The organism is Pseudoalteromonas sp. NS-SX12 (assembly GCF_057367955.1).
Genome location: NZ_CM170634.1, coordinates 1796313 through 1817811, shown reverse-complemented (window position 1 = coordinate 1817811; position 21499 = coordinate 1796313). Strand labels below are relative to the sequence as shown.

General features: G+C 41.1%; 17 protein-coding genes. 3 read left to right on the top strand and 14 right to left on the bottom strand.

Features of this window, described 5'->3' with window-relative positions; translation table 11 throughout:
• Positions 1-57: 57 nt before the first annotated feature.
• Together AC2IOM_RS08455 and AC2IOM_RS08450 are read left to right on the top strand one after the other, a co-directional pair.
• Positions 58-1365 (top strand): amidohydrolase, encoded by a 1308-nt coding sequence (locus AC2IOM_RS08455; protein ID WP_486358107.1) that lies wholly within the window; start codon positions 58-60, stop codon positions 1363-1365.
• Between the two features lie 11 nt (positions 1366-1376).
• Entirely contained in the window at positions 1377-1751 is a 375-nt protein-coding gene (locus AC2IOM_RS08450) for a rhodanese-like domain-containing protein (protein WP_010561662.1), read from the top strand.
• Positions 1752-1830: 79 nt separating this feature from the next.
• Here the strand turns inward: AC2IOM_RS08450 and AC2IOM_RS08445 are convergent, their stop codons facing one another.
• The 3 genes from AC2IOM_RS08445 to AC2IOM_RS08435 all read right to left on the bottom strand — a co-directional run bounded on the left by AC2IOM_RS08445 (position 1831) and on the right by AC2IOM_RS08435 (position 5093).
• A complete protein-coding gene (locus tag AC2IOM_RS08445; RefSeq protein ID WP_040642007.1) occupies positions 1831-2484 on the bottom strand; it encodes a GntR family transcriptional regulator in 654 nt (217 codons plus the stop codon).
• Positions 2485-2600: 116 nt separating this feature from the next.
• The gene (locus AC2IOM_RS08440) at positions 2601-4079 is read right to left on the bottom strand and encodes an aldehyde dehydrogenase (NADP(+)) (RefSeq protein WP_486358106.1); all 1479 of its coding nucleotides are present in this window, start codon (positions 4077-4079) and stop codon (positions 2601-2603) included.
• Positions 4080-4091: 12 nt separating this feature from the next.
• Positions 4092-5093, bottom strand: coding sequence for a 4-hydroxyproline epimerase (locus AC2IOM_RS08435; RefSeq protein WP_486358105.1), 1002 nt, complete (start codon positions 5091-5093; stop codon positions 4092-4094).
• A gap of 274 nt (positions 5094-5367) precedes the next feature.
• Here AC2IOM_RS08435 and AC2IOM_RS08430 point away from each other — a divergent pair, with 274 nt between their 5' ends.
• Complete coding sequence (locus tag AC2IOM_RS08430; protein ID WP_486358104.1) at positions 5368-6630, top strand: NAD(P)/FAD-dependent oxidoreductase; 1263 nt, start codon at positions 5368-5370, stop codon at positions 6628-6630.
• Here the strand turns inward: AC2IOM_RS08430 and AC2IOM_RS08425 are convergent.
• From AC2IOM_RS08425 to AC2IOM_RS08375, 11 genes are all read right to left on the bottom strand, one after another.
• Entirely contained in the window at positions 6623-7921 is a 1299-nt protein-coding gene (locus AC2IOM_RS08425; RefSeq protein ID WP_486358103.1) for a sensor histidine kinase, read from the bottom strand. The two genes, AC2IOM_RS08430 and AC2IOM_RS08425, sit on opposite strands and share 8 nt — an antisense overlap.
• A gap of 2 nt (positions 7922-7923) precedes the next feature.
• Positions 7924-9300 carry a sigma-54-dependent transcriptional regulator gene (locus AC2IOM_RS08420; protein WP_486358102.1) on the bottom strand — a complete coding sequence of 459 codons (1377 nt, stop codon included), beginning with the start codon at positions 9298-9300 and terminating at the stop codon, positions 7924-7926.
• Positions 9301-9450: 150 nt separating this feature from the next.
• Positions 9451-11874 (bottom strand): ABC transporter permease, encoded by a 2424-nt coding sequence (locus AC2IOM_RS08415; RefSeq protein WP_486358101.1) that lies wholly within the window; start codon positions 11872-11874, stop codon positions 9451-9453.
• 11 nt (positions 11875-11885) lie between these two features.
• The gene (locus AC2IOM_RS08410; protein WP_010561670.1) at positions 11886-12587 is read right to left on the bottom strand and encodes an ABC transporter ATP-binding protein; all 702 of its coding nucleotides are present in this window, start codon (positions 12585-12587) and stop codon (positions 11886-11888) included.
• Between the two features lie 41 nt (positions 12588-12628).
• The gene (locus tag AC2IOM_RS08405; RefSeq protein WP_486358100.1) at positions 12629-13885 is read right to left on the bottom strand and encodes an efflux RND transporter periplasmic adaptor subunit; all 1257 of its coding nucleotides are present in this window, start codon (positions 13883-13885) and stop codon (positions 12629-12631) included.
• Positions 13886-14065: 180 nt separating this feature from the next.
• Positions 14066-15976 carry a DNA topoisomerase III gene (locus AC2IOM_RS08400; RefSeq protein WP_486358099.1) on the bottom strand — a complete coding sequence of 637 codons (1911 nt, stop codon included), beginning with the start codon at positions 15974-15976 and terminating at the stop codon, positions 14066-14068.
• A 69-nt stretch (positions 15977-16045) separates the two neighbouring features.
• On the bottom strand, positions 16046-16528 hold the full coding sequence (locus AC2IOM_RS08395) for a hypothetical protein (RefSeq protein WP_486358098.1): 483 nt from the start codon (positions 16526-16528) through the stop codon (positions 16046-16048).
• A gap of 204 nt (positions 16529-16732) precedes the next feature.
• Entirely contained in the window at positions 16733-18355 is a 1623-nt protein-coding gene (locus AC2IOM_RS08390; RefSeq protein ID WP_486358097.1) for a cyclic peptide export ABC transporter, read from the bottom strand.
• 862 nt (positions 18356-19217) lie between these two features.
• The gene (locus tag AC2IOM_RS08385; protein WP_486358096.1) at positions 19218-20828 is read right to left on the bottom strand and encodes a PepSY-associated TM helix domain-containing protein; all 1611 of its coding nucleotides are present in this window, start codon (positions 20826-20828) and stop codon (positions 19218-19220) included.
• A complete protein-coding gene (locus AC2IOM_RS08380) occupies positions 20825-21151 on the bottom strand; it encodes a hypothetical protein (RefSeq protein ID WP_486358095.1) in 327 nt (108 codons plus the stop codon). Before AC2IOM_RS08380 ends, AC2IOM_RS08385 begins: the two co-directional genes overlap by 4 nt.
• Positions 21148-21414, bottom strand: coding sequence for a hypothetical protein (locus AC2IOM_RS08375; protein ID WP_486358094.1), 267 nt, complete (start codon positions 21412-21414; stop codon positions 21148-21150). Before AC2IOM_RS08375 ends, AC2IOM_RS08380 begins: the two co-directional genes overlap by 4 nt.
• Between the last annotated feature and the right edge of the window lie 85 nt (positions 21415-21499).

The following is a 21499-nucleotide window of genomic DNA, read 5'->3' as shown; positions in this document are numbered from 1 at the left end:
TAGTTTCAATATGGAGGCAATATAACTAAAAAACAATGCTTAGAAAGAGAATAACAAATGAAATATGCATTCCTATCAGCACTGCTTATAAGTAATAGCGCATTTGCTGCCAGTCAATTTACCCCAAACACAAACCAGCAAAACGCCTTAAACGAATTGTATAAACACCTCCATCAAAACCCTGAACTGTCATACCAAGAAAAAGCGACGTCTCAGCGACTTGCCAAAGAGTTAACGCAATTGGGCTTTAGTGTTACTGAAAATGTTGGTGGCTTTGGCGTCGTTGGTATTTATAAAAATGGTAACGGACCAACAGTTATGCTGCGAGCAGATACTGATGGCTTACCTATTATTGAAGAAACAAATAAAGATTACGCATCAAAAGTAACAGTCATTGATAAAAGCGGCAATAAAGTAGGTGTGATGCATGGTTGTGGTCATGATATTCATATGACCAGTTTTATTGGTACAGCTCAGCAGCTAATTGAACACAAAAGTGATTGGCAAGGTACCTTGATGATGGTTGCGCAACCTGCTGAAGAAGTTGGTGGCGGCGCAAAAGCCATGTTAAAAGAAGGTTTGTATACTAAATTTGCCAAACCTGACTATGTTGTTGGCCTACACGTAAGTGCATCAGCACCTGCAGGTAAAGTCGCTATTGCTCCAGGGTATGCGCTAGCAAATGTTGACTCTGTCGATGTAATTATAAAAGGTCGCGGTGGCCATGGGGCTTATCCACATACGACTATTGACCCCGTGGTACTTGCCTCACGTACTGTACTTGCATTACAAACCATCGCAAGTCGCGAAGTATCGCCACTCGAGTCAAACGTGATTACGGTCGGTTCTATTCATGGTGGTTCAAAACACAATATTATTTCGAACCAAGTGAAACTACAGCTTACTTTACGTTCGTATAACCCCGACGTGCGCAATCAACAAATTGCGGCAATTAAACGTATTACTAAGGGGATTGCACTAAGCGCTGGTCTTTCAGAAAATGAACACCCTGAAGTAATAGTACACGAGTCGGAAAGTATTCCTTCTACTTATAATAACCCAGAGCTTGCGACACGTATCACCGCCAGTATTAAAAAAGCAATTGGTGAAGACAATACATTAAAAGCGGAACCAGTAATGGCCGGTGAAGATTTTGGCCTGTTTGGTCGCACCGATGAAAATGTGCCTATTACCATTTTTTGGCTTGGTGGTGTAAACCCAACAGAGTATGAAAGCGCAATTAAAAATGGCACTAAGTTACCCTCGCTTCATTCAAGTAAATTTGCGCCAGATTACCCACTGACAATCAAAACAGGCGTAACGGCTATGAGCCAAGCCGCTGTTGATCTATTTGATAAAAACTAAAGGAACCTACTATGAAATACATCGCATTTGTTGCATCACTACTATTTAGTGTTACTTGTTTTGCTAATACGCCAGTTATTACGCAGCAGCAACTTCTTGAAAACCAAATGTCGGCTAATGCTTACACCATAATAGATGTGCGATCAAAAGAAGAATTTAACGATGGCCATGTAAAAGGCGCACTTAATATTCCGCATAATCAAATTGAAGAAAACATGTCGGTATTAGAAGAACTAAAAGATCACACGCTCGTTGTGTATTGTCGCTCAGGTCGTCGCGCGGGTATATTTGAAGAAGCGTTATCTAAGAAAGGCTTTAAGTTAAAGCATTTAGAAGGTGACTACCTCGCTTGGAGTGAAAAACAATTACCGTTAATTAAAAAGTAATTTCTCTGGGCTTTTTTAGCTAAGCATTTAAAACAAAAAACCAGCCACATCAGGCTGGTTTTTTATATTCATTTAGCACTTATTCTTCAATTAACAGTGCTTTAATTTCTTCTTTTGCACCAAGAATGTGTTGCTTAAGTAGCTGACAGGCATTGCTCGTGTCACCGGCACGGCAATAATCGATTAACTGCTTATGCTCACCACCTGCTTTTTTGATACCACCAGCAAGTAATAAGTGCATACGAATATAGCGGTCAGAGTTTTTATTTAAAATATTTACCACTTCTAGCGTCTGTGGGCGCTCAGCTGCTTGATACAAATAGGTATGAAAACTGGTATTCAAATCTGCCCATAAGTTGGCACTGTCTTCATGGGTAAGCGCTTCATCTAACTTAGATAATAATTCTTCAGCATGATCAAAGTCAGTTGCATTCATATTTGGAATAGAGCGAGCAAGGAGATCTGCTTCTAACATTGCTCTTAATTCAAAAAGCTCATCAACATGTGCGGCATCAAGTTCAGTTACTACCGCGCCTTTGTGCGCTTGGAACTTTACTAAGCCTTCTGCTTCAAGTTGTAATAGGGCTTCACGTACAGGAATACGGCTTACATCCAACTCTTCCGCAAGCGCTGCTTGGCGTAACGGTTGACCGGATTTTACTTCGCCTTTTAAGATTTTTTCACGAATTGCATCCACTACAAATTCAGTACGTGTTTTATATGCTAGCCCCATTTTATCTCTTTGTATTTTGTATAAACTTGGCAATAGTTTATACAAATTATAAAAAAAGGCCAGCAAAGCTGGCCTTTTACCTTAGAACGGGAACACACTATTATTTCATACGAACTCTAAAAGGCATTTTGTATACATAGAGGACGCAAGAATCGTTCTATTGCTTGGCTGCCGACAGATGTACTTCTCACATCGGTTGAACTTGGGAATGGACCGCCGTGCATCATTGCATCACACACTTCCACTCCCGTTGGCATTTGGTTGTATATTAAACGGCCAACAACATAACTTAGCGACTCGGTAATATCAGCATGTTGCTGTACTAATGCTTCGCTACCATGAATTGTTGCTGTTAATTGACCTTCGAGTTCTTCAATCAGTGCCACTAATTCATTATTCGATGAATACGTTACCATTAACGCTGCTGGGCCGAATACTTCTTCATGCAAGGCTTTGTTGTTTCTGAATTCAGTTGCAGTCGTTGCAAATACTTGCGTACTACAACGAAGTTCTTCAGATTGACCACTTGCAACAAGCGTTGCATTATTTGCGAAATTTTCACATCCTGATTGATACGCTTTTAATATCGCAGGCGTTAACATGGCTTGCGGTGCAGAAACTTCCACTTCTTTTGCTACAGCTTGCTTGAAGCTTTCAGCTTCTTCTTCAGCAATTAACCACAAACCAGGGTTAGTACAGAATTGACCTGCGCCCATATTTAGCGACGCGATAAATGTTGCTGCTAGTTTATCTTCTTGACCTTTAACAAAACCTGGAAGCAGTACTTGCGGATTTGTTGAGCCAAGCTCACCATAAAATGGAATTTGCTGCTTGCGTTGTTTAATGCTGTCTTGCAGTGCCATACCTACACCAAACGAGCCTGTAAAACCAACCGCTTGGATTTTTGGATTTTTAACTAGCTCGTGGCTTATATCATAACTTTTTGAGTGTAATAACTGATAAACACCTTTTGGCATATCGCATTTAGTAATTGCCGCTTCAATCGCACGTACCACAATTTCGCTGGTACCCGGGTGTGCTGAGTGAGATTTATAAACCACAGGACACCCTGCCGCTAATGCCGAGGCTGTATCACCACCTGCCGCGCTGAACGCAAGTGGAAAGTTACTTGCACCAAATACCGCTACCGGACCAATGGCAATTTTTGCCATTTTTAATGTTGGACGCGGCAGAGGCTGACGCTCAGGTAGTGCTGCATCTTCAGCGATAAACTCAACGTCTTTTTCTAAATTTGCTGCAAACAAACGTAACTGACCAACAGTACGACCTAGCTCACCTTTAATACGCATTTCAGGTAAACCGGTTTCAAGAGGAGTACGTGCAACAAGTTCATCTTCTTTACTTGCTAGTTCGTCTGCAATCGCATTTAAAAATGCAGCGCGCTGGGCTTTAGTGGTTTTACGATAAACCTTAAATGCAGCGTCTGCCACGTCACATGCTTGTGCTAGCTGATCAAGGCTACAGTTTTTAAATGCAGGCTCAAGCGGTGTATGGTCAAATGCGTTAATTGCGTTAAATGAACCTTCACCTTGTGAAGTCCATTCGTTATTAATAAAACTTAATCCTGTAAACATTTACTTTCCCCTTTATACAAGTTGAAAACCATTAACATAGGGATCATCATCATCCACTAGTATTTGGTTGTATCCGGTAATTTTTGCCCATCCTTGAATCGATGGTTTTATGGCAGTAATGCCGCCAACTTCGGTTACTGACTCAATAGTGCCAACAAACTGACTGCCAATAATGCTTTCATGTACGAACTTTTCGCCTGGCTTTAATAAGCCTTTCGCATGCAGTTGTGCCATCCGTGCCGATGTGCCTGTACCACACGGGCTGCGGTCAATCGCCTTATCACCATAAAACACCGCGTTGGCGACCGTTGAACCTTCAGTCTTTGGTGCGCCGGTCCATAACACATGCGATAGCCCTGTTACTTTACTATCTTCTGGGTGAATACATTCCACTGCACGCCCTGCGATTTCGCGTACCAATGGACTGAATTTCAAAATATCCCCAGGTGACCATTTATCAATACCAGGGAAGTTTTCTTGCGGCTCAACAATGGCATAAAAGTTACCGCCATAGGCGATATCGAGTTTGATTTTGCCAAGTTCTGGCACCTCTATTTCAATATCACGATGTGCTAAATAAGCCGCAACATTATAAATTTTGACCCAATCAACTTTGTTGTTAGTCATCTGATATTCAACATTGATCTGCCCTGCTGGCACATCAATAATTAATTTACCCTGATCTTTGGGTTGAATAAGCCCCGCTTCCAAACCCGCTGTAATCGTACCGATCGTGCCATGTCCGCACATAGGTAAGCAGCCAGAAGTTTCAATAAACAAAATGGACGCATCGGCATTATCTGAACAGGGGGGATACAAAAACGCGCCCGACATCATGTCGTGACCACGAGGCTCAAACATCAAAGACTGGCGGATCCAGTCAAATTCGCGCATAAAATGCATACGCTTTTCACCCATGGTATTGCCATCAAGCACAGGGTGTCCCGAGGTTACCAGTCGCACTGGATTGCCACAGGTATGGGCATCAATACAAAAATAGGTCCCTTTCTTCACTTGCTGCTCTCCTATCTATTGTTACTTCTTATAATGCGAAATAGGCGTGCACCTTGATGCACACTTTGGCTAAGGGGAAAGCCTAATTGTTATACGTCGTACGCTAAAACCATATCTGGATGTGCCATTGCGTTTTTGCATTGTGTTGTGAAAAACGGCTGCACATATTGCCAATTTAGTTTCATTTGTTTTTACTTCGAAAAGTGATACTGTACATTGTATACCGATTAAGTTAATGTATATTGTATACAATGTAAAGCACTATTTTAATCTAATGAAAAACACCTCTCGATCGGTTAATCAAAATGTCGCTGTAATTGGCGCAGGCGTAATTGGAATTGCAACCGCAATTCAGCTGCAGCAATGTGGTTATCAAGTCACATTACTCGATAAACAAGGTATTAGCGAAGGCTGTTCAAAAGGTAATGCGGGGCACTTTGCGACAGAGCAAGTATTTCCATTGGCGCAGGCCTCTATATTGCCGCAACTGCCAAAAATGCTGCTCGACCCGAAAGGCGCGCTGCGTATTAGCCCGAGTTATTTACTTAAAGCATTACCGTGGTTTATGCGATTTTTAGCAAATATGCGTCCGCGCACTTTCAAGCAAAACAAAGAAGCGTTAAAAAAACTAAACTGCGCGGCAATAAACGCATGGCAGCGGCTTACCCAAGCAAGTAATAGCGAAGGACTATTCCATTTAAATGGCAGCTTACTCACCTTTGAGTCAGACTCGCGAAAAAATGCACTAGCAACTCTAGAGCACTATAAAAATGAAGGTGTTAATGTCACGCTACTTGAACGCAATGAGCTTGATGAGTTACAACCGGGCTTGCATCAAAATATAACGCATGCTTTATATTTCACTGATGTAGGGCACACTTGTAGCCCATATCAATTAAATCTCGCGCTATTTGAGCATGCAAAATCGTTGGGCGTTAGCTTTAAACAAGTTGAAGTCACATCGCTATTTACTACCGGTTCAGCTGTAACCATAAATACCAACTACGATGACCTAGTGTTTGATGCACTCGTAATGTGTACCGGTGCTCACAGCAAATCACTGTGTAAACAACTCGGTTATAACGTGCCACTTGATACAGAGCGCGGTTATCATTACATGGTAAGTAGTGAGAACATGCCAACTATGCCGGTTGTTTCATTTGAGAAAAAGTTTATTTTAACCCCAATGCAAGAAGGGCTTCGCCTGGCAGGTACAGTGGAATTTGCAGGCCTTTCAAAAGCACCAACCTACCGCCGAGCGGATATGTTAAAGCAGCTTGGCGAATCTATTTGGCCAAATATGGTGGATGACTACCCTGAGCAAGATAAAAAGTGGATGGGCTTTCGCCCTACGCTACCCGACTCTCTGCCTGTGATTGGACGAGCACCTGAACACAACAATGTATTTTTCAACTTTGGCCACCAGCACCTCGGTCTAACCCAGGCGGCAATTTGTGCCGAGCTTATCGCTTGTGATGTGCAAGGAGTTAAACCCTTAATTGACTTAACCCCGTATTCAATCGCTCGTTTTAATTAACAGGCAACACCACTTTTGCAACGCAACCACGTTCAGGGTGGTTGCTAAGTGAAATCACTCCGTTATGCGCTGATACAATTTGGCGACACAGCGCAAGACCTGTGCCTGTACCTTGCTTTTTGGTGGTGTACAAAGGTACAAAAAGGTTATCAGGGTTACTAATGCCTGCGCCTAAATCCCTGATTTCAATCACTACTTGTTGCTTATCTTGCTTAAGTGAAACATCTATTGTTTGCAGTGGTGCTGCTTCATGGGCATTTTTTAATAAATTAATTAAACACTGTTCTAATTGAGCGGCATCCACTTCAACAATACAGTTGTCAGCTAACTGTAAATTACAGGAATAACCAAGTAACTCTGAGCTGCTGGAGATTATTTTTCCTAAATCATGCTGTTTTTTCTGTGGCTCAGGCAAAGTAGCAAGTTGACGATAACCTTGAATAAAGGATTTTAAACGGGTTGCACGTTCGCCAATAATGGTTAAACCACCTTGAATATCCTCTTTGTCTTCGCCGTCAATCGGCAAGCTCGATGATATTTTATTTATCGTGTCGGTTAAGCTAATAATGGGTGACAGCGAATTATTAATTTCATGACTTAACACACGCACTAAATCTTTCCATGCCTTTTGCTCTTGATGGCTCAGTACTGTTTCTAAATCCGATAAAATAAATAAGTTATGCTGCTTACCGGCTTCTCTAAAATTATCACGATACAAATGCAAGCGTGACGATGCTTGTTTATTCGCAACCATCACTAATTGATTATTTGGCGCATCAATAAGATCAACTAAGTTTAAATCCGCAAGTGTATGGTTAATCAACTTGGATTCAGATTTTTCAAAAAAGCGCTCTGCCGCAGGGTTTGCCAAGGTAATTTTTTGATTTTCATCACAGGCGAAAATAATCACACCAATTTGTTTAATTAGTTTCGCTAATAACAACTGGCTTTCTTTATATTCAAAGCGAGTGTTTGATAAGTTATCTGCAAGTCGGTTAATCTGTTGAACTAAATCGCCGAGCGCCGATGACTCAGCAGCGCCCTTAGCTCGCAAGGTGTAATCACCTACATTTAACGCTTCAACTAAATTTGCTAACGACAAGAACTGCTCGTTTAATTTATCAAACAAGTAATAAAGATTTACCAGCACCACTAAAATCAGTAACACACTCACCAACGCTTGCAAATAGATGCTGAAGTCCGCCTGCCAAATCATCACCAGCGCAATAAAATTGCCCGGAAGCGCTGCCCACAACACCGAACGTTGTAACTGATTGAAAAAGTTTTTCACTATTAAATACCAAACTTATCGAGTCGACGATAAAACGCACTGCGACTTAAGCCAAGTGATTTTGCCGTATCTAATGCGTTGCCTTGGTATTCCATTAAACGCTGTTCAATCACCATTTTTTCAATGTCATCCATGGTACCTTGGTACTTAGTGGGTGTTTGCTCAAGAGTCTCTGGGGGATGAGCTACACTTGGCGTTAGCATTAGATGCTCTGGGCTGATTTCGCTTACGGCAAGTAAGGTCGCGCGTTCTAAGGTGTGAGATAGCTCGCGCACATTGCCCGGCCAATCGTATGCCATTAGTGCATCGCACGCAGCTGGCGATAAACTTGGCGCTGGTTTATTAAAACGTTTGGCCGCTTTAGCAATAAAGTTATTTGCCATTGGCAAGATGTCGTCTTTACGCTCAGCCAAACTTGGTAAACGCACTACAAACGTGTTTAAACGGTAAAGTAAATCTTGGCGAAACGTAGCATCTTCTACCATTGCATCTAAATTGGCATTGGTTGCTGAAATTAAACGAATATCGGCTGTTTGGGTTTTGCTTGAGCCAACTTTTTCAAATTGGTGTTCTTCTAATAAGCGCAGTAACTTTGCTTGTTGTGGCAACGGAATATTACCAATTTCATCCATAAACAAGGTGCCCTTTTCGGCAAGTTCAACGCGGCCAATACGATTCTCCTTGGCATCGGTAAAAGCGCCTTTTACATGGCCAAATAGTTCAGACTCAAATAAGCTTTCGCTGATTGCGCCCATATTAACTGAAACAAAACGTTCGTTATTACGGCTGCTCAACGTATGAATATGCTGCGCAAGTAAACTTTTACCGGTGCCATTTGGCCCAGTGATCAGCACATTGATATCAGCTTTGGCAATTTGCGCTAGTTGTGCAAGCAGGGCTTTCATCGGTGCAGATTCAACAATCAACTCACCTTCACTTTGTGCTAGTTCGTTTTTTAAGTTTTGGTTTTCTTGGTTAAGCACTTGGTTTTGCAGTTTTTGCTCGCGCAATTTAAGCTGATTGGTGATTACTGTTAATAAGCGTTCGTTTTCCCACGGCTTTTCGACAAAATCGCCCGCTCCGGCTTTCATTACCTCAACGGCGATTTCAACACTTGCCCATCCAGTCATACACACGATTGCTAAGCTTTCATCAAGAGCTGCGAGCTGTTCGGTAAGATTAATACCTTCCTGACCAGAGGTAGTATCAGCGTGATAATTTAAATCGATTAAAGCGAGATCAATGTCGTTTTGTTTAACAAAGAAAAGCGCTTCTGCTGGTGAACTTGCTGTAGTGACTTTAAACCCTTCGCTTTTTAAAAATAGGCGAAGTGCGGCAACAATACTTGGATCGTCATCAGCAATTAAAATATGAGACACAATTTATCCTTTACTGCGTTAATTCGTGTTTGCTTATAAGCGCACGATGGCTACTAAGCATAAGCGGATAGTGGTTTTAGGGTAAAAGTTAACTTTCGTTAAATCAATAAATAAAAACCAGTGCAAGCACTGGTTTTTATTTAATTTTATCTATTCGTGCCTAAGTGCACTTGATGGTTCCATATTAAGTGCGTTACGAACTGGTAGCACAACCGCAAGGATAATTACTAAGCTGATTAATACTGGTACACCAATATAAACAAGCAGTGAGCCCTCGGCCATACTGCCTTGCTCTAGCATTTTTACTAACAGCACACCCGCAGGAATACCTAAAATTAAGCCAGCTACTAGCTGTTTTGTCGCTTGCATTAGGTAATGGTTATACACATTGCTGTTATCTGCGCCAAGCGCTCGGCGAACACCGATTTCTTGTGTTTTTTGCACAATAGAGTTAGCCATAACACCGTAAATTCCACTAAATGCAATTACCATTGACGAGATAGCGAATAAGATAAAGATATTAGCAATAAAGTTCATACCCGATAAACGACTGTCGATACCCGCTTGAATGTCAGTGATGCTGTAAGGTGCAACATCGGCATCTAACTCAACCGCAGCTTTAGTTAATAAGCTTACAGGATTATGCATTGCAGTTGCTGTAGGCGCATTTTTAATTACCGTATTCATATGTAAGCGAGGGAATTGCTCGTAAGCCAAAAACATCGATGCTTTATCACTATTGTGGTCAAATGGTTGGCCGAATATGACATTGTTAGTAACGCCTACAATGGTCACTACCGCATTATCCATTTCCATTAATTTAATGCGCTTACCAATTGGGTTTTCACCCGCTAAGTGTTTTTCAGCAAAGTTTTTAGTAACAACTGCATTTAGGCTTGTTCCTGCTGAATCTGTGTTATTGAATAAGCGCCCTTCCAATAATGTCATCTCCATTGCTGAAAAGTAGTTATTCGTAACAATGTTCACGTTAGAACCTGGGTAACTTGGGTTTTTGCCGTAATCGACACCCTCAACCGAGATATTTTGGAAAATGCCCCATGTGTGCGGTAACGACTGACTAAACGTAACACTTTCAATTGCTGGGTTTGCAGTTAGCTTTTCTTCAAGTGTTTGATAGTACTGTTTTGCTCTTTCAATGTTTTCTTTTCCGTAGCGTTCACTTGGCAGTGCAATACGTGCCGCAACGCGGTTATCAATTGCAACACCATAATCAGCATCATTCATCTTGCTTACTAAGTTAAGCATCGCTGCTGAAAGCATAATTAGCGCGCACGATAAAGTTACTTCTAAACCAACAATTACCTTGCTAAGTAGACCTGCCGTTTTGCTTTGCGCGCCACGTGTGCCATCACGCAGCACTGCGTTGATATCGGTTTTAGTTGCGCGCCATGCAGGTAAGCCACCTGTAATTAGTATGGTGCTTAATACCGTTACCACAGTAATAATTAAGCTTGCTTGCGTAAGCCCTGCTTGCCACCAAAACGGAGGCTCAATTGGCAGCGAATTTAAAAAGTAGTCAAACGTTAAATCTAACCCGTAGCCTGCAATTAATACTGCTAAACAACCAGACAGCACACTAATAATTAAGCTCTCACACATTAATTGGCGAATAAGTACCGAACGTGGCGCACCCAACGCTGTACGAATGGCACTTTCTTTATTGCGTTCAATCGCGCGAGATAACAACAAGTTACCCACGTTTACACACGCAAGAACTAGAATAAACAACACCGCTAACGCCATAGCAAGTACCAGCGCATCACCGCCTTTACCAATTTTTTCCAGTTGGAAAGTCCAAACAAAACCAATTTTTGTTGAGTTTAGCTCTGGATACTGGCGAGCAAACTCCGCAAAAATGGTCTCCATTTCGCGATTTGCCTGCTGTTCAGACACCCCTTCTTTTAACAAGCCGTAAACTGCTACGTAATTAGAATCTTCTCGCGCAATACCTTGGCTTTCAACTTTAAACGGCATATACATTTGTGCAAAATCTGGAAAGCGATAACCAGGCGCTGTAACCCCTACTACTGTATGGTTTTTGCCATCGATACGTATTTTTTGACCGACAATTGTTGGGTCAGACGCAAACATTTCACGCCATACAAAATCACCTAACACTACTACACGCTCATTGCTGGTAGAATCTGCTTTTGTTAATAAACGACCAAGCGCTGGTTTTGCTTCCGACACTTTAAAGAACTCTTCACTGACAAAGTGTGATGAATAGCGAATAGCGCGGTCGCTTGTTGAAACGGTTACTGTGTACGTATCGTAAGCATCTAAAAACTCAAAGCTGGTTTGTTGATTAACAATATCAAGGTACTCTTGGTAACGTACCGACGTGCCATCATACGCAACACCGTTTACTACAGTCGTCACTTTGCGTAAACGCTCGCCATCTTCAAGTGGAATAGTGCCGCTTAGGGTATTGAAAATAAAGCTGAACATATAAATACATAAGCTTAAACCGATGGTCATAACAAAGGTCGTTAGCGCTGCAAAACGTGGGTTTTTAAGCATTCCACGCACAGCATATAAGATATCGTCTAACATGGTATTTCTCCTTATGCTACTGCAACTTGCGCTTGCGTATCGCCAACAATACGGCCATCAAATACTTCAACAATGCGCTCAGCACGTTTTGCACCACGGGGGTCGTGAGTAACCATACAAATAGTGGTGCCCTCTGCATGTAACTTGTCCAATAACGCCATCACTAACTCAGCATTTTTCGAATCAAGGTTACCGGTTGGTTCATCCGCTAGAATAATTGAAGGGTTGCCAACAATGGCACGCGCTACAGCAACACGTTGCTGCTGACCACCTGAAAGTTGCGCTGGATAATGCTTTGCTCTGTGGCTCATATCAACTCTTTCTAGCGCTGCCATTGCCATTTGCTTACGCTCGGCTTTAGTTAAGTCTTTACGGTAAGTCAGTGGCAAAGTAACGTTTTCTTCTACCGTTAAATCACTAATCAGGTTAAACGATTGAAATACAAAACCGATTTCTTTGTTACGAATATATGCGCGCTGTTTGTGATCAAGCCCGGCTACTTGATGACCATTTAATTCAAAGCTGCCACCTGAGCAAGTATCCAGTAAGCCTAAAATTGATAGCAAGGTTGATTTACCACAACCTGAAGGGCCTGAAATCGATACGTACTCGCCTTGTTTAATATCTAAATTAATCTCGCTTAGTGCGTGAGTTTCAACTTCATCGGTAGCAAATACTTTTTTTAAGTTTGTTAGTTTAATTAGTGTATTCATGTGATTATTCCTTCAAAATTCGTTATTAATGTGGTTTTGGATTAGTTCAGCGCAACACGTGCATGACGTGAAAATTCGCTTTGTTCAGAGATGACCACCTGATCACCCACATCTAATCCAGTTACAATTTCAATTTCAGTGCTTGATGCTTTACCGTAGGTCACCGCTACTTTTTCAGCGTAACGGCCATTTTCAACCAGTTTAAAAGCACTTAGGGTGCGCTCAGCTTGCGAAAATGCTGGGCGACGTACAAATAAGGTGTTACTTTTTTTAGCCACTATGATGTCGCCATCAACAGAGAGGTCGGGGCGCGCTTCTTGCGGTAATGGTGTTTCAAGCTCAACATCCACTTGCACAGTACCTTCTACAACTGCAGGGTCGATTCGTTTAACTTTACCCATTATGGTGTTAAAGCGGGTATCAATCGCTACACTCTGGCCAAGCGCGATAGCGGACGCTTTAAGCTCGGGGATTTTTAATTCAGCAATTAAATCATCTTGCTTAGCAAATTTTGCAACATTACTACCAAGCGATACTCGCTGACCTAATTCAAGCGGCATTGCTTGTAAAATACCTGAAACTGGCGCCACTACTTTTAGTGATGCAAGTTGAAACTCGGCACGTTCAATGGTTTTGTTTAGTTTTTCCAAACGCGCTTGCTGCGCGGTAAGGTTTGCTTTTAAGTTTTCGCCAAGTTGCATTTCACGGCGCTTATCAATCGCAAGGGTTTCTTTTAGTTGTGACACAGTCAGTTTTGAACCTTCGTAATCAAGACGAGACACCGTTGCATTGCCTTTTTGAATTAACTGCTCTTCTGCTTGCAAACGCATATTGGCTTTATCGTAAGCCATTTTGGTTTGTAGCAAACTTGCTTGCATATCAAGTAATTTAGTTTGTTGGCTTACTTTTAGTGCAGCTAGCTCAGCTTCAAGCGCTGTGCGTTCCCACTGTAGTTCTTCCACTTTTTGCTTTAATTCAGGATTAGCAAGCTCCACAATTAAGTCACCTTGATTAACTGCAGCCCCTGGCTTCATAAGAATTTTTTCGACTTTACCTTCAACATTACTGGCTACCCAGCGCACATCGCGCGGTGCTAATACACCATGGCCCGATACTTTAATTGTAAATTCGCCTGCTTTAACTTCTGCTGTTAGTAAGTTAGAACGCTTAACCGTTGCACTTGCAAAATCCACTTGCGCAACGCCATAGACGGCACCTGCGAAAAGCGCTGCTGCCACAGAAAATACTGCAGCTTTCTTTTTGTAAAACGGTGTTTTTTTAGTTTTGATAATGTCCATTTTAAATGCCTAATCATGTTTGCATTGGTAATAAACTTATATCAAAGAGCGTGCCAAACAATAAAAACCAATAATAACAATAGGTTATTATAAAATCGCAATTTTAAGGCTTCTATCACATCCCAATTTTGGGATGGATTTTAAAAAGCCACATCCCAAAATTGGGATGTGGCTTTTTACTTAACCAGTTGTTTTTGCTTTGCGTTTATAGCGGCGCTTAAACGGCTTTTGTTTGGGCGGGGGTAAATTACTAAATCCAGTGACGGGTGTTTTACTAGCCAACGCAATATGACCTTGTAGCTCATTGAGTAATGGCGTCATAAAGCTGCTGTAACTACCGTGCTTTTCCGCAATATGAGTAAGCTGCGACTCCCAAAGCGCAGTCATATCGGGTTTTGTTAATTTTTCAGGTAATACATTGATTAAGGCTTTGCCGGTTTCGGTGGCTAATATGTGTTTACCTTGGCGTTGTAAAAAACCGCGTTTAAATAATAGTTCGATAATACCAGCGCGTGTGGCCTCAGTGCCTAACCCGTCGGTGTCGCGCAGGATTTTTTTAATTTCAGCATCATCCACATAGCGCGCAATACCGGTCATGGCACTCAATAAACTGGCATCGTTAAAATGTTGCGGTGGCTCTGTTTGCTTTTCAACTAAGCGCCCTTGTTGGCAGGTAAATGATTGCCCTTTTGAAAGCGCGGGTAAAGTTACTTCGTCTTTTAATTCGCTTTTACCCATCAGCACTTTAAAACCTAGCTGGCTTTCGCGCTTTGCTGTCGCTTTAAACTTACCGCCGGCAATTTCAACAATTACCGTTGTGTCATGATAAATATAATCTTGGTAAAACAATGCTAAATATTGGCGGCAAATAAGGCCGTAAATTTTTTCTTCTTCAAAGCCTAAGCTCGCGCTTTTAAGCTTTTTACTGGTGGGGATAATCGCGTGGTGCGCTTCCACTTTTTTATCATTCCAGCATTTATGCTTGCGTGTCGTATCGGCGTTAGCAATTAATTCTCTAGTTTGCCCTTTGTTATTTTCTATCGCGCTAAGCACTTGTGGTGCTTCAAAAAAGTGCTCATTTGGTAAATAGCGATTATCTGAACGTGGGTACGTAATCAGCTTGTGCTTTTCATACAAGCTTTGGCAAATATCCAACACTTTTTTAGCGGGCATTTTAAATAGCTTTGCCGCATCGATCTGCAGTGCCGATAAATTATAAGGTAATGGCGGGGCTTGCTTTTTGGTTTTTTCCTCAACAGATAACACCTGCCCTTGTTGCCCCGTAATGCGGCTAATGACATTTTCACAAAGGCCCTTATGCAACACACGGCCATCTTCATCTTGATATGGCAAGCACGCCTCACTTGGCAACCATTTGGCTTGAAATGGCTCACCTTGCTCTGTGATATTCTCGGCTATTACTTCAAAAAATGAGCGACTGATAAAGTTTTCGATTTCTAAATCGCGACGTACCACTAACCCTAAAATAGGTGTTTGCACCCGTCCCACTGATAGCACTCCGGTATAACCACCTTGCTTACCTTTAATGGTATAAGCACGGGTTAAATTCATACCAATTAACCAATCGGCACGAGAACGCGCCAACGCAGAAACTGACAGCGGTATAAAATCGCGATTCGACTTTAAGTTGGCAAGCGCTTTTTTAACGGCGTTTAAGTTAAGATCGCTGATCAGCAAGCGCTCTGTACTATCAAGTTTTGTTTTTGATACTTTCGCTTCACTAATTACTTCATCCACCAGCAATTGCCCTTCACGGTCAGGGTCGCCCGCATGCACAAGTTGACTAGCTTGCTTTATGAGTTTTTTAAGCAAGGTGAGCTGTTTACGGGTTTTGGCTTTGGCTTTTAATTGCCATGTTTCGGGCGCTATGGGTAAGTCGCCTAAGCTCCATTTTTTATAGCGTTCATGGTAGTCATCAGGCTCTGCAAGTTCGAGCAAATGGCCTATACACCAAGACACCACATCACCATTGCCCACAATGATATGGCCATCCATTTTTTTATGAGGTTTTGGCAGTGCATCGGCAATAGCACGTCCTAAAGATGGTTTTTCTGCGATATAAAGTTTCAAATCAAAACAAACAACTGTATATAATTACAGTTAACTATATCGTATTATGAATTAAATGCTAATAAAGAATTATGCAGGTTGCGATTTTACAAAGAATTTGTTTTTTAAATAAACAAAAATCGGAATCCAGCAAAGCACGACAATCAAAGCCTCACAGAAAGGATACAAGAACCTATAAATATTAGTCGAAATACCTAACTCTATAAAGTTCTTATCCATTGCTCTAAACATGTTTAATACAATAATGGGTAAGCAAAATAGTTGACCTAAAACCGATTGTTTCCAAGAAATTTTGTCATTCAAGCCCAAATAAGCTATGGAAGCCATCCATAAAGTATCGTGTAGAATCCATATAAGATATCTGTAACTATGATCTCGATCCCATTCAATCAAGAAGCTGAAATAGAAGTTTCCTAACAAAAAGAAAAAAGCGGTTACACCTGAAAATAATGCTCCCTGCTTATCTTTTAAAAAAAGCAAAACTATAAAAGAAAAGATTACTAGTAAAACAAAATAGTTGCCTGCATAAACAAGCAACTCAACAATATCCATTTACTTATCCGTTTTATCAGGATCACCACCATTTCCACCGGTACCTGGCATATAAGAAAATTTATCTACTGTTTTCATAATTATCTCCTTGTAGTTGTTTTGCCTTAAGGCACCTTTCAAATTACTGAAATTATTGAAAAACACAAGTACTTTTTCATGAAAAATTATTTCATTTTATGACATCTGGCGATTTAAGTTCCAAATTTAGGAATACAGCGCCGTTTGATCACTCTTGGCTAACTCATATGCAGTGCCATCTTGAAACTTAATAACGCGATCTGCACAGTCAAAATAGTGATCATCATGGCTGATAAGTACTAAAGTAAACCCTAATTGCTTTAAATAAGGTAACAGTGAGCGGTAAAAATAATGCTTGAACTCAGGGTCTTGCTCGGCAGCCCATTCATCTAACACTAATATGGGCCGCATTTCGGCAATTGCATTAATCAAGGCCAAGCGTTTTTGCTGCCCAGTTGAGAGAAAAACTTCAGTAAATCGCTGCTTTTCAATTTTACTTAACTTATCCATGCGCATTTTAAACAAGAGCTCAATAACTAAAGCTTCATCTGGCGCACCATTTGGCCCAACGAGACGCTCAAACAAAAAGTATTGGGAATAAACAATTGAAAAGTTACTTTTGTAATACTCTACCAACTCAGTGTCATTACCGATTAAATCATTTCCGCATGTTATCTGCCCTTGTGTTGGTGTATAACTACCCGTTAATAGCTTGGCAAAGGTCGTTTTACCACTGCCGTTTCCACCCACTATAAACACGACTTCACCTTGCTTTAAGGTAAAATCTATTGGGCCAAGTGAAAATACCCCATTATTTCCTTTGTAATGATATGTGACACCTTCTAATTTAATCGGAAATGGATTGGGTGATTGCTTAGCAGATGCAAAAAACTCGGTCGAATACTCAGCGAGGTATAAACTTTGTATTTTACGGTATGCTACCTTTGCATCCATAACTGTTGGGATAAGCGAAAACGCTTCTTGTAATGAGGTACGTAAAAAAAACAGCACTAATGCAAAACCAATCAACTCGCTCATATCAACTGCAAACCATTCGGATAAATAAAATAAAGCGCATATTGTTGCTAGCACTAAAAAGACGCCCCAATTGCCACTCAACACCCAATAATCAAACGAGCGAATATTAAATTGCTTAACTGCTAACGCGCTTTTTAAAAAATCCATCTGATAAAAGCGTTGCCGACGAATACTATTTAAAGTCATTTCTTTATGACCATCAACCGCAGCGCAAAACCCTTCATAAACTTGGTCTTGTTGATAACGGGCAAGGTGTTTAATTGCATTCATTCGCTTTAGTAAAACAAAAGTCGCGCCATAACCACACACCAAAAATAAAAAGCAGCTGACTGCCAACTGAGGAGATAAATAAACCAGATAAGCAAAACCACCAAGCAGTAATAAACCGTGGTAAAAACAAAATGGCAAAATCGTAAAAAAGTTACTTAACGCAGGCACATCTGCTGTTAAAGCCGACATTATTTTTGCCCGCCCTATTTGTTCAATAACCTCTGATGACGTATCAAGAATGCGTTTAACAAGCATTGCACGCAGTTGATACATAATATTTTGCGCGACACGATTAAAAATAAGCTGAGAAGCAACACCTGTACAAAACAATAAAAATGCGAAAAGCAAAGCATTCAACAACACAGTTTTATCTAATTCTGCTAACGCAAGTACTTGATGAAGTGCTGCAATTGTCAATACACCAAATACTGCGCAGGCAGCACTGGCTATCGAGCTAATAAGCAAAGACCATTTAAACTGGGAATATAGATTTTTTAGCATACAGGGCAATGTAAAAAAGTAACGCCAGCAGTGCTGGCGTTAGGGAGTGGTTACATTTTTGGTGAGTTATCAGTTTCGTTATCTGTACCACCACCAGTGCCACCGGTACCTGGCATATAAGAAAATTTATCTGCTGTCTTCATAACTAAATCCTTCTATTAAAACTACTGCTATTTAAAACTACATCTTTGGTGTGTGATCAGTTTTGTCGTCACTGCCACCGCCATTACCGCCACCACCATTACCACCGGTACCTGGCATATAAGAAAATTTATCTGCTGTCTTCATAACTAAATCCTTCTATTAAAACTACTGCTATTTAAAACTACATCTTTGGTGTGTGATCAGTTTTGTCGTCACTGCCACCGCCATTACCGCCACCACCATTACCACCGGTACCTGGCATATAAGAAAATTTATCTGCTGTCTTCATAACTAAATCCTTCTAATAAAACTGCTGCTATTTAAAACTACATCTTTGGTGTGTGATCAGTTTTATCACCAGAGCCACCACCATTACCACCGGTGCCTGGCATATAAGAAAATTTATCTGCTGTTTTCATAACTAAATCCTTCTATTAAAACTGCTGCTATTTAAAACTACATTTTTGGTGTGTTATCAGTTTTGTCGTCAGAACCATTGCCACCACCAGCTCCACCGGTACCTGGCATATAAGAAAATTTATCTACTGTTTTCATAATTATCTCCTTGTAGTTGTTTTGCCTTAAGGCATCTTTCAAATTACTGAAATTACTAAAAAACACAAGTACTTTTTCATGAAAAAGTACTTCATGTTATGACAAAGAGGTGTTTGCCTATAAAACAAACACCTATTTATTCAGTCTCCATGCAAGTAACTGTTTACTTTGCGATGCTTGCAGTACCTTCAACGTTTAGTTGCTTAGATTTATCGAGTGACCAAATACTCTCTTGGTCACCAAAGTAAGCGCGTTTTTCAAGACGTTGATATGCTTTAAAGTAAGCAAATGCCGTTATTAATGCGCATACTTCGAGCGTTATTTGCGACAATCCAGTTGCCGGCCATAAACCCAATGTGGGGATCACTAATGCAATAATCGACGTTAGCGGCACCCATAAGCAAACGACAATGCTCAATTTAATCAATACCATTGCGGCGCTCGTTGCGCCTTTGTAAAAACTTAAACACAGCGCACCAATAAAGCAGCTGTAGTAAACCCACATATACGCCGCATTAATGTTAATGCTCAACCATTTGGTCGCCGCAAAACAGCTTATTACACCAAGTAATGACCCCAAACACACACCAACAGTTAGGTTTGCCATAAAGCGAACCGACTTTGTTTGCCCTCCTTGCTTTTGGCGACGTTTTTCAAGCCACAGCAAGTTGCCTGTATAAAACAACAACGCACCCGCTAACCCCATAATAAAGTAAAGCCAGCGTCCAAAATTGCCACCGTAGCTGCCAAAATGCAGAGCAAAGAATGTACTTACTGCGCTGCCCCACACACCTTGGTCGCCGTTTGCGACACTGCTGGTTTGTATTTCAAGTGTATACGGGTGCATAAAAATAAAATCGTTATTTGGTCCTCGCATAACTTGATTTTCATTAACCAAAGAAATAGCCGCATTGGCGCGTGCGCCATTTAAACCCGACAAACGAATTTCACTCACAGAATAACCGGGGGCATATTCCTTAGCCTTATTTATGTAATCTGATAAAGTCGGTAATTCAGCCAAGGAATATTCAACCTTGCTTGGCGGATCAGATGGAAACATTGGCTTATCGCCATATACTTTTGAAAGCCCTGCATACAAAAAATCGTGAAACGCAAACACCACCACAGTGAATGCAATAATGATATGAAAAGGTAAACTCGCGATGCCTACTAAATTATGGGTGTCTAGCCAAAAGCGGCTCGCCCCTTTTTTTGTGCGCAGTGCGAAAAAGCTTTTAGTTAATGTAGGCAATAAAAAAATCACCCCAGACACTAATGCAACAAAATATAAAAATGCCGCAAACCCCATTATAAACTCACCAAGGATATGATGCCCCGCTACATCGCCTAAAATACCGCCAGTTCTATGCAGCATATCAACCAGTGCTGAAAGCTCATTTACATTGGCATCTTGTGTGATTATCTCACCGTTTTGGTCAATACTGGCATTAACCACTTTGTCATCAAGCCGTAAACCGCGGCCTTGACCTTGGCTATACCATTGAAATGGCGAATGAGCCTCATCAAAACGTATGGTGAGTTCTTTTTGTGCTTGCTCGTTCTGCGCTAAAAGCTTTGGCAGTGCCGACTCAATTTTTAAAAACTCAACTTGTTCAAGCTTTACACTTGGTGGTGTGGCCCAATCATCAATGGCCATTCGAAACATGGTAATGCTGCCAGCAAAAAAGCCAATAAATAAAAACAGCCCTGCAATAATGCCCGTCCATGTATGAACGTTTTGATAGACCCTTAAAATATCACTTCTTACTTTCATAGCGTGCTCCTTAGTAATACCCAAACGCTATAAACAAACACATTCGCTAGGCCTAGTTTAAGCCAAGCGACTTTGCCACTTTTAAATAAGTACACAAAGGCAATAACACACAACCAAATTGGCGTAATTAACCACATATTAAATTGCACACGCCACAATGCGCGCTCGTTTGATAGGGTTGTTGTCAGATTATCAGGGCCAAACCATGCAAAAAGTGCTACCAGCCCATAACTTAAGAAAAGCCCCAATACCACGCCCGCCAGTGTTTTTGACCACCAGTCAGGCTGAATCTTATTTTGCTGCCGACTAAGTTGTTCACTCACGTTTTATTCCCCTTTAAAAATAGCGCCATCAATGGCAAAGCAATCACACACAGCATAATCACCATTAGGCCGATAAATAGCGAGGCACTAACAGCGTATTTAGCTGCCATTAGCACAAAAGCAAGCAGCAACATAAGGTAGGCGATTGGACGCAATTTTTTTGCAAGCGGTTTAGTACGTAACAGCTGATGTTTATTCGATAAATACAACAAGCCAACCGCAAACAACATGATTGTTGCAGGCAACACAATAAAATAACTCATTAAACGCCCCGTTAAACTAGTTTAAAAATTAAATAAATTTAAATTGATATGATAATTATTTGCATTTAGAATTCGTTACGTATTC